Source organism: Ruegeria sp. ABV4_181 (genome assembly GCF_056158465.1).
Genome location: NZ_JBSWTI010000002.1, coordinates 1,688,795 through 1,702,372, shown reverse-complemented (window position 1 = coordinate 1,702,372; position 13,578 = coordinate 1,688,795). Strand labels below are relative to the sequence as shown.

At 60.9% G+C, this 13,578-nt stretch carries 11 protein-coding genes; 9 read left to right on the top strand and 2 right to left on the bottom strand.

The features are described from left to right. The first annotated feature begins 27 nt into the window (after nt 1-27). The 7 genes from ACXAC3_RS08410 (at nt 28) to ACXAC3_RS08380 (ending at nt 8,153) form a co-directional block, all read left to right on the top strand. On the top strand, nt 28-915 hold the full coding sequence (locus tag ACXAC3_RS08410; protein WP_475158695.1) for an N-acetylmuramic acid 6-phosphate etherase: 888 nt from the start codon (nt 28-30) through the stop codon (nt 913-915). Nucleotides 916-939: 24 nt separating this feature from the next. Continuing rightward, a complete protein-coding gene (locus ACXAC3_RS08405; protein ID WP_475158694.1) occupies nt 940-2,193 on the top strand; it encodes an ABC transporter substrate-binding protein in 1,254 nt (417 codons plus the stop codon). 65 nt (nt 2,194-2,258) lie between these two features. After that, nucleotides 2,259-3,173, top strand: coding sequence for a carbohydrate ABC transporter permease (locus ACXAC3_RS08400; protein WP_475158693.1), 915 nt, complete (start codon nt 2,259-2,261; stop codon nt 3,171-3,173). 10 nt (nt 3,174-3,183) lie between these two features. After that, nucleotides 3,184-4,023 (top strand): carbohydrate ABC transporter permease, encoded by an 840-nt coding sequence (locus ACXAC3_RS08395; RefSeq protein WP_475158692.1) that lies wholly within the window; start codon nt 3,184-3,186, stop codon nt 4,021-4,023. Further along, nucleotides 4,020-5,054, top strand: coding sequence for a Gfo/Idh/MocA family protein (locus tag ACXAC3_RS08390; protein WP_475158690.1), 1,035 nt, complete (start codon nt 4,020-4,022; stop codon nt 5,052-5,054). The genes ACXAC3_RS08395 and ACXAC3_RS08390 overlap by 4 nt, the downstream gene beginning before the upstream one ends. Beyond that, on the top strand, nt 5,051-6,046 hold the full coding sequence (locus ACXAC3_RS08385) for an ABC transporter ATP-binding protein (RefSeq protein ID WP_475158688.1): 996 nt from the start codon (nt 5,051-5,053) through the stop codon (nt 6,044-6,046). Before ACXAC3_RS08390 ends, ACXAC3_RS08385 begins: the two co-directional genes overlap by 4 nt. A 217-nt stretch (nt 6,047-6,263) precedes the next feature. Beyond that, nucleotides 6,264-8,153 (top strand): PhoX family protein, encoded by a 1,890-nt coding sequence (locus ACXAC3_RS08380; RefSeq protein WP_475158687.1) that lies wholly within the window; start codon nt 6,264-6,266, stop codon nt 8,151-8,153. Nucleotides 8,154-8,199: 46 nt separating this feature from the next. On the opposite strand, the gene ACXAC3_RS08375 is transcribed toward ACXAC3_RS08380, so the two are convergent. Both ACXAC3_RS08375 and ACXAC3_RS08370 read right to left on the bottom strand, forming a co-directional pair. Next, nucleotides 8,200-8,766, bottom strand: a complete 567-nt coding sequence (locus ACXAC3_RS08375; protein ID WP_475158686.1) for a tetratricopeptide repeat protein — start codon at nt 8,764-8,766, stop codon at nt 8,200-8,202. 30 nt (nt 8,767-8,796) lie between these two features. Continuing rightward, the gene (locus ACXAC3_RS08370; RefSeq protein WP_475158684.1) at nt 8,797-9,285 is read right to left on the bottom strand and encodes an Lrp/AsnC family transcriptional regulator; all 489 of its coding nucleotides are present in this window, start codon (nt 9,283-9,285) and stop codon (nt 8,797-8,799) included. A gap of 102 nt (nt 9,286-9,387) precedes the next feature. On the opposite strand from ACXAC3_RS08370, the gene putA reads away from it, so the two are divergent. Beyond that, nucleotides 9,388-12,789 (top strand): bifunctional proline dehydrogenase/L-glutamate gamma-semialdehyde dehydrogenase PutA, encoded by a 3,402-nt coding sequence (gene putA, locus ACXAC3_RS08365; protein ID WP_475158682.1) that lies wholly within the window; start codon nt 9,388-9,390, stop codon nt 12,787-12,789. 42 nt (nt 12,790-12,831) lie between these two features. Continuing rightward, nucleotides 12,832-13,575, top strand: a complete 744-nt coding sequence (locus ACXAC3_RS08360; protein WP_475158680.1) for a rhomboid family intramembrane serine protease — start codon at nt 12,832-12,834, stop codon at nt 13,573-13,575. Nucleotides 13,576-13,578: the final 3 nt, after the last annotated feature.

Here is a 13,578-nt window from a genome sequence, read left to right as displayed (position 1 = left end):
TGTAAGGGAGCAATAGGGGGGATTCTCTTGACGCTGCCGTCGACCGAACAATTGCACCAAGATGCAGCAAGCCTGAACCGTGGCGACCTGATTGCCTCGGCAAGTGCGCTGGCGGAAGGTCAGATTTCCGCTGCTGCTGCGGTGCGCGATGCGCTGGATGCCATCGCACTTGGCGCCCAGGCCATGGCGCGCAGTATCCGCGCAAACGGTGTTCTGCATTATGTCGCGGCCGGATCGTCCGGCCTGATGGCAGCTGCGGACGCACAGGAGTTGGGCGGCACCTTCTCGATCCCCCCGGGCAACTTGCGTATCCATATGGCGGGCGGCCTGCCGACCGGAGTCGAGATGCCGGGCGGCGCCGAAGACGCAACCGATGGCCTGAAGGAAGCTCTGGGTTCCGTGCAGAGCCGCGACACAGTGATTGCGGTCTCTGCCAGCGGGTCGACACGTTACACTGTGGCGGCCATGAACATCGCGCAGGCGCGCAACGCAACCGTGATCGGCATCGCCAACAACGCGGAAAGCCCGCTTTTGCAGAGTGCCGACATCCCGATCCTGCTGGCCACACCGCCAGAGTTGATTTCCGGTTCAACCCGAATGGGTGCAGGAACCGCGCAGAAAATCGCCCTGAACATGTTGTCATCGCTGATGGCGGTCGAACTCGGCCATGTGCATGGCGGGATGATGGTCAACCTGCGGGCCGATAACGACAAACTGCGGGCCCGCGCCGCCGGGATCGTGGCCCGGGTTGCCGAAGTGGATGCCGGTACCGCCCAGCTGGCGCTGGATGCGGCAAACGGCGATGTAAAGCCCGCCGTTCTGATCGCGGCGCGGGGCCTTTCGCTGGCGGACGCGACCGCGCGACTGCGGGAGACCGACGGAATTCTGAATGCCGCCCTGGCGGAACACGAATAATTGCCAACCAAACGGGAGAGAGAAATGAAACACAGAAGCCTGAAGATGGCCTTACTTGGCACCACCCTCATGGCAACGGGTGCCTATGCCGAAGATGTCACGCTGACCATTGAAAGCTGGCGCAACGACGACCTGACCCTGTGGCAGGATCAGATCATCCCCGCGTTCGAGGCGAAGCACCCCGGCATCAAGGTAGAGTTCACCCCGTCTGCGCCGGCAGAATACAACGCTGTGCTGAATTCAAAGCTGGACGCGGGTTCGGCCGGCGATCTGATCACATGCCGCCCGTTCGACGCCTCGCTGGCCCTGTATGAGGCGGGTCACCTCACCGATCTGTCCGCAGTCGAAGCGATGAGCAACTTTTCGGACGTGGCCAAGTCAGCCTGGCAGACGGATGATGGTGCTGTCAGCTTCTGCGTTCCGATGGCTTCGGTGATCCACGGCTTCATCTACAACAAGGACGCCTTTGCGGAATTGGGCATCGAAGCCCCCACCACCGAGGACGAGTTCTTTGCCGCACTGGACAAGATCAGGGAAGACGGCACCTACATCCCGATGGCGATGGGCACCAACGACCAATGGGAAGCTGCCACAATGGGGTACAACAACATCGGGCCGAACTACTGGAAGGGTGAAGAAGGCCGTCAGGCGCTGATCTCGGGTGAACAGAAGCTGACCGATGAAGCCTGGACCGCACCCTATGCCACTTTGGCCCGCTGGGGCGAATATCTGGGCGACGGGTATGAGGCACAGACCTATCCCGACAGCCAGAACATCTTTACCCTCGGCCGCGCCGCCATCTATCCGGCCGGATCATGGGAGATTTCGGGTTTCAACGCGCAGGCCGATTTCGAAATGGGCGCGTTCAAGCCGCCGGTTCAGAACGCCGGCGACACCTGCTATATCTCGGACCATACCGACATCGGCATCGGCATGAACGCCGCGACCGAGCACCCCGAGGCGGCAGAGACCTTCCTGTCCTGGGTCGCAAGCCCGGAGTTCGCCGAGATTTTCGGTAATGCGCTGCCCGGCTTCTTCCCGCTGTCCAGCACTCCGGTTGAGCTGCAGGACCCGCTGGCCAAGGAAATCGTCGGCTGGCGCGAAGAATGTGAATCGACCATCCGCTCGACCTATCAGATCCTGTCGCGCGGCACGCCGAACCTTGAAAACGAGACCTGGGGCGCATCGGTCGCAGCCATCAAAGGCGCGAAATCCCCGGAAGAACTGGGTGCAGAGCTGCAGGAGGGCCTCGCCTCCTGGTACGCACCGCATCAGTAAGCTGATCCCTACCCGGGCGGCACCGATCGCCCGGGTAATCCCTTCACCCCATTGAAAGCAATCCGATGACCCGCCCACGCTTCCGCTGGCATATCGTTGTGTTTCTTGCACCAGCCGTTCTTGTCTATACGGCGGTGATGATCTTTCCACTGTTCAACACGCTGCGTCTGGCGCTGTACACAGAGGTCGATCAGACCCGCATGTTCGTCGGTTTGCAGAACTTCCGGACGTTGTTTTTCGATCCGGTGTGGTCGGAACAGTTCTGGAATGCCTTGGGGAATAATTTCTGGTTCTTCCTGATTCACATGCTGGTGCAGAACCCAATCGGAATTGCGCTGGCGGCCCTGCTCAGCCATCCGCGCCTGCGGTTTTCGGCGCTTTACCGCTCGGCTATCTTCATTCCCACGATCCTGAGCTTCGTGATCGTCGGTTTTGCATGGAAACTGATCCTGTCGCCGATCTGGGGCATTGCGCCTTCGATGTTGGACGCGGTTGGGCTGAAGTTTTTGTTCGCTCCGTGGCTGGGTAAGGAAGAATACGCCCTGACCACCCTGGCGCTGATCTCGGTCTGGCAGTTCGTCGGCATCCCGATGATGCTGATCTATGCCGCCCTGCTGACGATCCCCGAAGAAATCCTTGAGGCTGGCGAGATTGACGGCATCACCGGGGCTTCGGCCTTCTGGAAGATCAAGCTGCCGCTGATCCTGCCGTCGATCGGGATCATTTCGATCCTGACATTCGTGGGGAACTTCAACGCCTTCGACCTGATCTATGCCGCGCAGGGCGCGTTGGCGGGGCCCGATTTCTCGACCGACATTCTGGGCACGTTCATGTACCGCACCTTCTTTGGCTTCCAGTTGCAACTGGGCGACCCGCATATGGGTTCGGCCATCGCCGGGGCGATGTTCGCCATCATCCTTGTGGGCGTCTGCATTTACCTGTTCGGCATCCAGACCCGGATGCGCCGGTATCAACTGTGAGGGTCCAGCGATGAACAAAGCACGTCAAAACCCTTTCAACACCGCGGCCATGCACGGCGCACTGATCCTGTACACGCTCATCGCCCTGTTCCCGGTCTTTGTGATCCTGATCAACAGCTTCAAGACCCGCCGCGCTATCTTTCGCGAGCCGCTTGCCCTGCCCAGCGCGGACAGCTTCTCGCTGATCGGTTATGAGACGGTGATGAAGCAGGGGGATTTCTTCCTCTATTTCCAGAACTCGATGATCGTGACAGTTGCTTCGCTGTTCTTCATCCTGCTGTTCGGCGCAATGGCCGCCTATGCGCTGTCCGAGTACCAGTTCAAGGGCAACCTGCTGATGGGCCTGTATCTGGCGCTCGGGATCATGATCCCGATCCGGATCGGCACCGTGGCGATCCTTGAGATGATGGTGGCGACCGGGCTGGTGAACACCCATTGGGCGCTGATCCTTGTTTACACGGCGCAAGGGTTGCCGTTGGCTGTGTTCATCCTGTCCGAGTTCATGCGACAGGTCAGCGACGATCTGAAAAACGCGGGCCGTATCGACGGGCTGTCGGAATACACGATCTTCTTCCGCCTCGTGCTGCCTCTGGTCCGCCCCGCTATGGCCACTGTCGCCGTGTTCAACATGATCCCGATCTGGAATGACCTCTGGTTCCCGCTGATCCTTGCGCCCGCCGAGGAAACCAAAACTCTGACGCTGGGCAGTCAGGTCTTCATCGGTCAGTTCGTGACGGACTGGAATGCGGTCCTGTCCGCCCTGTCGATGGCAATCCTGCCAGTGCTGATCCTGTATGTCATCTTCTCGCGCCAGCTGATCCGCGGCATCACTTCCGGAGCTGTCAAATGACCCGTGTTCTGATTGCAGGTCTTGGCAATATGGGAATGAGCCACGCGCTGGCCCATCACCATCACCCGGACGCGCAGATCGTCGGGCTGGTGAACCGGTCGGGTTTTGTGGATCACCCCGAGCTGGGCCAGTATCCCGCCTATTCGGATTTCCAGACCGCGCTTGCCGAGACCAAACCCGATCTGGTGGTCGTTGCCACCTATTCCGATAGTCACGCGGATTACGCCTGCGCGGCGATGAAGGCAGGCGCGCATGTGTTCGTGGAAAAGCCGCTGGCCACTAACGTCGCCGACGCATGGCGGGTGGTCGAAACGGCAACTCGGCTGGGTCGCAAACTGGTCGTGGGTTACATTCTTCGCCACCACCCGTCCTGGATGCGATTGATCTCCGAAGCGCGAGGTTTGGGCGGGCCGTATGTGTTCCGCTTGAACCTGAATCAGCAATCCTCGGGCGCGGAATGGGAAACGCATAAGGCGCTGATGCAAACCACCTCACCCATCGTCGATTGCGGTGTGCACTATGTGGACGTGATGTGCCAGATCACCGATGCGCAGCCCGTCCGTGTGCACGGTATGGGCCTGCGCCTGTCGGATGAGATCGCAGAGGACATGTACAACTATGGCCAGTTTCAGGTGGTCTTCGACGATGGCTCGGTCGGCTGGTACGAGGCCGGCTGGGGTCCGATGATGTCGGAAACCGCGTTCTTCGTGAAGGACATCGTCTCGCCCAATGGTTCGGTCTCGATCACTGACGGCAACAAGGGCGCGTCGGCGGATATCGACGGCCATACCAAAGTTGGCGGTCTGCTGATCCACACACCGGACGGGGATCGTACCGTCGAGATGCCCAACGAGCCCAGGCATCAGGAACTCTGCGATGCCGAACAGGCTTATATGCTGCGCGCCATCGCCGAGGATATCGACCTGACCCGCCATATGAATGACGCCGTCCAATCCCTTGCCATTTGTCTGGCCGCGGATCAAAGCATCCGCACCGGCCAGCCCGTTTCCCTGCAGGAGCCCGCGAAATGACCGCCCTGACGCTGAGCAATGTGAACAAGTCCTTCGGCAACGTGCATGTTCTAAAGGACATCACCCTGGAAGTGGAGGAAGGCGAATTTGTCGTCTTTGTCGGCCCTTCCGGCTGCGGCAAGTCCACCCTGCTGCGCGTAATTGCAGGGCTTGAGGATGCTTCTTCGGGCGAGATCAGCATCGGCGGGCAGCAAGTCAACCTGGTGCCCCCGTCCCGGCGTGGGATCGCGATGGTGTTCCAGAGCTATGCGCTCTACCCCCATCTCAGTGTTCGCGGCAACATGACCCTGGCACTGAAGCAGGAAAAGAAATCGAAGGCGGTGATCGAGGAACGTGTCGCCAATGCCAGCCGCATGCTGAACCTCGAACCGTATCTGGATCGTTACCCCTCGGAACTGTCGGGTGGTCAGCGGCAGCGCGTGGCCATCGGGCGTGCCATCGTGCGCGAACCCAAACTGTTCCTGTTTGACGAGCCGCTGTCCAATCTGGACGCCGCCCTGCGGATGAACACCCGCATCGAGATTGCCAATCTGCACCGCGCGCTGGAAGCGTCGATGATCTATGTCACGCACGATCAGACCGAAGCGATGACGCTGGCCGACAAAATCGTCGTGCTGCGCGATGGCCGGGTGGAACAGATCGGCAGTCCGATGGAGCTGTACAATAACCCTGCCAACCAGTTCGTCGCCGGGTTCCTGGGGTCCCCTTCGATGAATTTCCTGCCCGAGGGATTGGTGCAGGATGGTGGCCGAAACACCATCGGCATCCGCCCCGAGGACCTGTTCCTGTCGGATGACGGCCCGCTTGCGGCCCGTGTCAGCCATGTCGAGAAACTGGGCGGCGATACAAATGTCATTGCCAGCGTGGCTGATCATGCGGTGACCGCGCGTCTGTTCGGACAACACTCAATCTCGGAAGGTCAGGAGTTACGGTTTGCCTATGCTCCGGACAAGGCCTACCGGTTCGACACGTCGGGCCAGCGACTACGCTGACGTGATATCAAGTCAAAACGCAGGCAGACCATCTTGTCTGCAACCAGCGAAGACTGCCCTTCCAGAATGGCGGAACGTATCGGTTATTCTCAGCGCATCGCAAAAAAATTCATTTCTCAGCCCGGCGGATGGCATCCTTAACGCTCTTGTTAACGCCCTGTCATAATGACGCTCTACATCCCTTTCATCTACTTTTTCAGACAGCCAGGAGCCATCCATGAAAGACGTTGACCCCACCACCCTTTCCGCCGATGACTGGGACGAACTGCACTTTCCCCGCCCCGAAGAAAATGATTTTGACCGCGTCGTAGAAAGCGCCATTTCGCGCCGCGGCTTCCTGGGCGGCGTGCTGGCCTTTGGCTCGGGCGCGGCAGCCATGGGCGCGGGCCTGCTGGGGTCCACTTCGGCCCGGGCGCAGACCGCCTCGCGCTTTGCGTTCACGCCGATTGCAGCCCAGACCGATGGCAGCGTTCACGTCCCCGACGGGTATGAGTGGAAGATGCTGATGCGCTGGGGTGATCCGCTGTTCGCAGACGCAGATGGTTACGATGTGACCGAAGGTGGCCCGGTCGAAAACTCGGACATGGTTTTCGGTGAAAACACCGACGGGATGGAGACGTTCTCGTTTCAGGGTCACGAATTGATCGCGATCAACCACGAGTATCCGAACCGCAAAACCAACCTGCCTACCGCGCAGGAAGGTGTTCCGGCCAACGCAGGCGATGTTTTGAAGTTCCAGAACATTCAGGGCGTCACCGTGATGGAGATCACCGAAGGTCCCGATGGCTGGTCGGTTGTCAAGGACAGCCCGTTCAACCGTCGTATCCATCACAACACGCCTATGAAAATCGTGGGTCCTGCAGCCGGTCATGACCTACTGAAAACCGAAGCTGACCCGACCGGAACCACGTCTCTGGGAACCATGAACAACTGTGGGTCGGGTAAGACGCCCTGGGGCACCTATCTGACCTGCGAAGAAAACTTCAACGGTTATTTCGGTTCGTCAGACGCGAATGCCACCTACGACCAAAAGGTCGCGGACAGCATGGCGCGTTACGGCATCAAGGCCGAAAGCTGGAATTTCTATGAGCTTTTCGATCCGCGCTTTGACACATCGAAGAACCCGAACGAGCCGCACCGCGCAGGCTGGATCGTCGAAATCGACCCGACCAGGCCGGACAGCACGCCTGTCAAGCATACCGGTCTGGGTCGCTTCAAACACGAAAACGCCGAAGTGACGCTGGCGGCGGATGGTCGTGTCGTTGTTTACATGGGCGACGATGAACGGGGCGAGTATCTGTACAAGTTCGTCTCGAACGGCACCTATCAGCCGGGCGGTGAGACCGAGAGCCTGCTGAATGATGGCACGCTGTATGTGGCCAAATTCAACGACGATCTGACAGGCCAGTGGCTGCCTTTGACACCGGAAACCACCGGCATGGATGCGGCTGAGATTCTGATCTTCACCCGCATGGCGGCCTCGGCCGCAGGCGGCACCACGATGGACCGTCCCGAATGGGTGGCTTCCAGCCCTGTTGCGGTCGAGGCTTATTGCTGCCTGACCAACAACAAGAACCGTGGCGTCAAACCGAATGCCGGCGGCGACGAAACCTCGGCGAACGGGCCAAACCCGCGCAACGAGAACAAGTACGGTCAGATCGTGCGCTGGCGCCCGGCGGATGACGATCACGCCGCGGATGGATTCGACTGGGATCTGTACGTCATGGCTGGTAACCCGACCGTGCATTCGGATGACCGCGCCGGTTCGCCAAATGTGAACGAGGGCAACCTGTTCAACTCGCCCGACGGGATGGCCATCGACACAACTGGTCTGGTCTGGATCCAGACTGACGGTAATGACGACAACGAGGAAGATTTCGCAGGCAACGGCAACAACCAGATGCTGGTTGGTGACCCGGTGACGGGCGAGATCGCGCGCTTCATGACCGGGCCGAACGGCTGTGAGGTCACCGGTCTGGCCTGGTCCAGCGACCTGCGCACCATGTTTGTCGGCATTCAGCACCCGGGCAGCAACTGGCCCGATGGCGGCACACCGCGTTCTTCGGTGATCGCGATCAAGCGCGCCGATAACGGGTTGGTCGGTTAAGTCCAAAGAATGCCCCCGATCTCGTCGGATCGGGGGCGTTGTTTTGTCAGATATCTTCACCCGGTGGCGCCAGCGGCCCGTTCGGACCCATCAGGTGGCGTTCGGACAACCACGGGTTCAGCTCCAGTGCCAGTGTCAGCGCAGCGCGCGCTTCGTCGATCCGCTGCAATCCCAGAAGTGTCAGCGCCCGGCCGCTTAAGGCCGCGACATGGTTCGGGGACAGATCAATCGCCTTGTCCAGATCGGCCAGCGCCGCCGGAAAGTTCTGCCCCAGGTAATGCGCGAACGCGCGCTGGTTATATCCTTCTGCATAGGACGGGCAGTAGGCGATCAGGCCGTTGAAATCCTGGATCGCGCCCAGCAGATCCCACGCGTGCAGCCGGGCCATACCCCGATCCAGCGTGGCCTGCGCTCTGGCATCCGGTGCATCCGTCCAGAATGCCCACAACTGGCCGGACAATGCGCGGGCGGCCTGTTCGCTCTCGGCCTGCTGAATCTGGGCAATCACGTCCGATATGCCGCCGGAGTGATCCGGTGCGGCAGGGCAGCCCTCGGACCGGGCCGCGACGGTGGAAAAGGTCAGCAGAATGCAGGCGGCGGCGATGGTTTTCATGGCCCTATGGTGACGCAGACAAAGGTTTCGTCAACCCATCCCGTCAATCGCCCCGGACAGGCCGGTTTCCTTTACCGCCTCCATCGCCACGAAGGTCGAAGTGTTGGCAACATGGGGGAGAGACGATATTTTCTCGGCCAGCACGGCGCGGTACTCGGACATCGACCCGGTGCGGATTTTCAGCAAATAGTCAAAATTCGACGCAATCATATGGGCTTGCTCAATCTCGGCCACCCTGCGCACTGCCGCGTTGAATTCTGCCAGCGCTTTTTCCCGCGTGTCCGTCAGACGAACCTCGACGAAGGCGACATGGTCCAGACCCAGACGAATAGGGTCCAGCATGGCGCGATATCCAGTGATGATGCCTTCGGCCTCAAGCCGTTTCACACGCGCCTGGGTCGGGGATTTCGACAACCCGATCCGCCGCGCCAGATCGGCGACTGAAATTCGTCCGTCTTCGGCCAGAATTGTCAGGATAGTCCTGTCAAACCGGTCCAGATCAAGGCGGTCTTTTTGCATCGGAAATCCTCAAAAAATCAGGTCGTTCGCTTTCTGAATACCTCATTTAAGGCGATTGTCCCGAAAATTCGGCGATATACTCATCAAAAGCCCGGAGGATTTATGTCACACAGCCTGCGCACCCATATTGACAGCCAAACCTATGCCGATCAGGCCACCATTCTGGAGGCGCTGATTGCGCAGGCTGAGTTGTCCGAAACCGATCGCGCCGCGATCAGCACAGCCGCCGCACAGCTGGTCCGCGATATCCGGTCCAGCACCTCGCCGGGCATGATGGAGGTGTTTCTGGCCGAATACGGCCTGTCCACCGATGAAGGCGTCGCGCTGATGTGTCTGGCCGAGGCGCTGTTGCGCGTTCCGGACGCCGACACGATCGACGCGCTGATCGAGGACAAAATCGCACCGTCCGACTGGGGTAAACACCTGGGGCAGTCCTCATCTTCGCTGGTCAACGCGTCCACCTGGGCGCTGATGCTGACGGGCAAGGTGCTGGACGAAGGCAAAACATCGCCGGTCAGTGCCCTGCGCGGTGCGATCAAACGGTTAGGCGAGCCGGTCATCCGCACCGCTGTCGGGCGCGCGATGAAGGAAATGGGTCGTCAGTTCGTTCTGGGCGAAACCATCCAATCCGCGATGGACCGTGCCAGCGGGATGGAGGCCAAGGGCTACACGTATTCCTATGACATGCTGGGCGAGGCCGCGCGGACCGAGGCCGACGCCGCCCGCTATCACCTGTCCTATTCCCGTGCGATTGCGGCTATCGCCGATGCCTGCACCCATGACGATATCCGGGCCAACCCGGGGATTTCCGTGAAACTGTCGGCGCTGCACCCGCGCTATGAACTGGCGCAGGAACAACGGGTGATGGACGAGCTCGTCCCCCGCCTGCGGGCGTTGTGCCTGCTGGCCAAGGCCGCTGGAATGGGCCTGAATGTCGACGCCGAGGAAGCCGACCGCCTTTCATTGTCCCTTCAGGTGATCGAGGCCGTGATGGCCGAACCCGCGCTTGCCGGCTGGGATGGCTTCGGAATCGTGGTGCAGGCCTATGGGCCGCGCGCGGGGACGGTGCTGGATACCCTGTACGACATGGCCGAACGCCATGACCGAAAGCTGATGGTGCGGCTTGTGAAGGGCGCGTATTGGGACACCGAGATCAAACGCGCGCAGGTCGAGGGCGTGGATGGGTTTCCTGTCTTTACCCACAAAGCCGCAACGGATGTTTCCTACATCGCCAACGCGCGCAAACTGCTGGGCATGACCGACCGGATCTACCCGCAATTCGCAACCCATAACGCCCATACCGTCAGCGCGATCCTGCACATGGCCGAGGCGCAACCTTTTGAGTTTCAGCGCCTGCACGGCATGGGTGAAACCCTGCACCAGATCGTCAGGGACCAAAGCAACACGCGCTGTCGGATCTACGCTCCGGTCGGAGCGCATCGCGATCTTCTGGCCTATCTGGTTCGGCGTCTACTTGAGAACGGCGCGAACTCGTCCTTCGTGAACCAGATCGTGGATGAGGCGGTTCCGCCCGAAGAAGTTGCCGCAGACCCGTTCACCACCATTCAGGAGCCAAAGCCACCCCTGCCGACCGGCCCGGAGTTGTTTCAGCCCGAGCGGCCGAACTCGCGCGGCTTTGACCTGCACCATACGCCGACGCTCGACAGGATCGACGCCGCGCGCGATGCGTTTCGGGCACACCACTGGTACGCGCGGCCGCTTCTTTCAGACGATGCAAATCCCGAAGACGACCAGCCGGTCATCAACCCGGCGCAGCCACAGGACACGCCCGGCGCGGTGGCCCCTGCCAGTTCAGCCGACGTCGAACTGGCGCTGGCCTCAGCCTCAGCGTGGCAGGCCGCAGCGTCGGACCGGTCGCGCATTCTGAACACCGCCGCTGATCTGTATGAGGCGTATTTCGGTGAACTCTTTGCCCTGCTGGCGCGTGAGGCGGGAAAATCCCTGCCGGACGCGGTCGCGGAACTGCGCGAGGCAGTGGATTTCCTGCGTTACTACGCCGCAAACATTCCTGATGCCCAGCCGGCCGGAACGTTCACCTGCATCAGCCCGTGGAATTTCCCGCTGGCAATCTTCACCGGGCAGATTTCGGCCGCGTTGGCCACCGGCAATGCCGTGCTGGCCAAACCCGCACCGCAAACCCCGCTGATTGCCCATCGGGCGGTTCAACTGATGCATGAGGCCGGAGTGCCGCGCGACGTGCTTCAGCTGTTGCCGGGCGGGCCGTCTGTGGGCGCGGCGCTGACCTCGGATCCGCGTGTGTCCGGCGTGGCCTTTACCGGATCAACCGCCACGGCGCTGAAAATCCGGTCTTCGATGGCGGATAATCTGCGCCCGGGTACACCGTTGATCGCGGAAACCGGCGGGCTGAACGCGATGATCGTGGACAGTACCGCCCTGCCCGAACAAGCCGTGCAATCGATCATTGAAAGCGCGTTTCAGTCGGCTGGTCAAAGATGTTCAGCGCTGCGATGCCTCTATGTTCAGGAAGATATCGCCGACGATCTGCTGACCATGCTGACGGGCGCGATGGATGCTCTGCAAGTCGGCGATCCGTGGCTGATCGCGACCGATTGCGGCCCGGTGATTGACAAGGTGGCGCGGCAGGGCATCGCGGAACACATCGCCAAGGCCCGCACCGACGGACGCGTCGTCAAAGAAGTCAGCACTCCGCCCGAGGGCACTTTCATCGCGCCGACGCTGATCGAGATTCCTGGCATTGCCGCGCTGGAGCGTGAGGTGTTCGGCCCTGTCCTGCATGTCGCCCGGTTCAAGGCGTCCGAGATCGATCAGGTCATCGCCGACATCAACGCGACAGGCTACGGGCTGACATTCGGCCTGCACACCCGCATCGACGACCGTGTGCAACACATCACCGAGGCCGTCCATGCCGGCAACATCTATGTCAACCGCAACCAGATCGGCGCGATTGTCGGCTCTCAGCCATTTGGCGGCGAGGGGCTGTCGGGGACGGGCCCGAAGGCCGGCGGCCCAAACTACCTGGCCCGGTTTTGCGCGCCCGATCGCAAAGCTCACACCGGACAGTGGGACACGGTCATGAGCGAGCTGCCCGCCCCCGATGGCCAACCCGCGTCGGTTCGCACCCGGTCCCTGCCCGGACCGACGGGCGAATCCAACCGATTGAGTGAAATACCGCGCGCGCCGCTGCTGTGCCTGGGTCCCGGCGCAGAAGCGGTACGCGCTCAGGCTGAGGCGGTCGAGGCTATGGGTGGCACCACGATCCGGGCAACCGGGTCGTTTGACGTTCACAGGTTGACGCATGTCACTGGTATTTCCGGCGTATTGTGGTGGGGTGACGAAGATACGGCCCGCGATCTGGAACGCCATCTTTCTGACCGCGACGGCCCGATCCTGCCGCTGATCCCGGGTCTGCCTGACAAAGCGCGGGTCATGGGTGAGCGCCACGTCTGTGTGGACACCACCGCGGCAGGCGGCAACGCGGCCTTGTTGGGTGGTGCGGCGTAAGCGTGCCTTGACGCTGGGCCGGGAAAAGCCCAGCGTCGCCTCATGTTTCCGATCCGTGACCATAACCCTTCGGGGCGCACGCCGTTTGTCGTTTACCTGCTGATGGCAGCCAATATCCTGATTTTCCTGAGTTATGTCGGGATCATGCAGGACGCTCCACGCATCAACCGCCTGTATTTCGACTATGCCGTCATTCCGGCCCGGATTACCGACGGGGTTGCGCTTGAAACCCTTGTGACCTCGATGTTCCTGCATGGCGGCTGGATGCATCTGGCGGGGAACATGCTGTTTCTGTGGATCTTCGGCGACAATCTGGAAGACGAGATGGGGCACCTGCCCTTTTTACTGTTTTACCTGGTCGCCGGGATCGGAGCCGGCCTGATCCACGTCGCCACCGCGCCCGGTTCCGTGGTGCCAACAATCGGCGCGTCCGGGGCAATTGCCGGTGTCATGGGTGGCTACCTTCTTTTGTTCCCAAAGGCGCGGGTGGACATTCTGCTGATTGTGATCGTCTATTTCCGGGTCTTTTCCATTCCGGCCTTTGTCATGCTGGGCGTCTGGCTGGGGATGCAATTTCTGGGCAGCCTCTCCAGCAACCCGGACGAAGGCGGCGTCGCTTATTGGGCGCATACCGGCGGCTTCGTCGTTGGGCTGATTTTGTGCGTGCCGCTTTGGCTGAAACGCGGCGGGCCGGAATATTGGAGCCGCACCCACGGTCACCCGCCCCACCCGGAACATAAGTACAAGATGTCGCAATCCCGTATCCCGCGGGTGCCGCGCAAATAGGCG

What these genes read in the sequence shown, in the direction of transcription:
- ACXAC3_RS08400 (WP_475158693.1), top strand. Translation starts at nt 2,259, where the DNA reads ATGACCCGCCCACGCTTCCGCTGGCATATCGTTGTGTTTCTTGCACCA.
- ACXAC3_RS08385 (WP_475158688.1), top strand. Translation starts at nt 5,051, where the DNA reads ATGACCGCCCTGACGCTGAGCAATGTGAACAAGTCCTTCGGCAACGTG.
- ACXAC3_RS08370 (WP_475158684.1), bottom strand. Translation starts at nt 9,285, where the DNA reads ATGCAAAAAGACCGCCTTGATCTGGACCGGTTTGACAGGACTATCCTG.
- ACXAC3_RS08390 (WP_475158690.1), top strand. Translation starts at nt 4,020, where the DNA reads ATGACCCGTGTTCTGATTGCAGGTCTTGGCAATATGGGAATGAGCCAC.
- ACXAC3_RS08405 (WP_475158694.1), top strand. Translation starts at nt 940, where the DNA reads ATGAAACACAGAAGCCTGAAGATGGCCTTACTTGGCACCACCCTCATG.
- ACXAC3_RS08360 (WP_475158680.1), top strand. Translation starts at nt 12,832, where the DNA reads ATGTTTCCGATCCGTGACCATAACCCTTCGGGGCGCACGCCGTTTGTC.
- ACXAC3_RS08395 (WP_475158692.1), top strand. Translation starts at nt 3,184, where the DNA reads ATGAACAAAGCACGTCAAAACCCTTTCAACACCGCGGCCATGCACGGC.
- putA (WP_475158682.1), top strand. Translation starts at nt 9,388, where the DNA reads ATGTCACACAGCCTGCGCACCCATATTGACAGCCAAACCTATGCCGAT.
- ACXAC3_RS08375 (WP_475158686.1), bottom strand. Translation starts at nt 8,766, where the DNA reads ATGAAAACCATCGCCGCCGCCTGCATTCTGCTGACCTTTTCCACCGTC.
- ACXAC3_RS08380 (WP_475158687.1), top strand. Translation starts at nt 6,264, where the DNA reads ATGAAAGACGTTGACCCCACCACCCTTTCCGCCGATGACTGGGACGAA.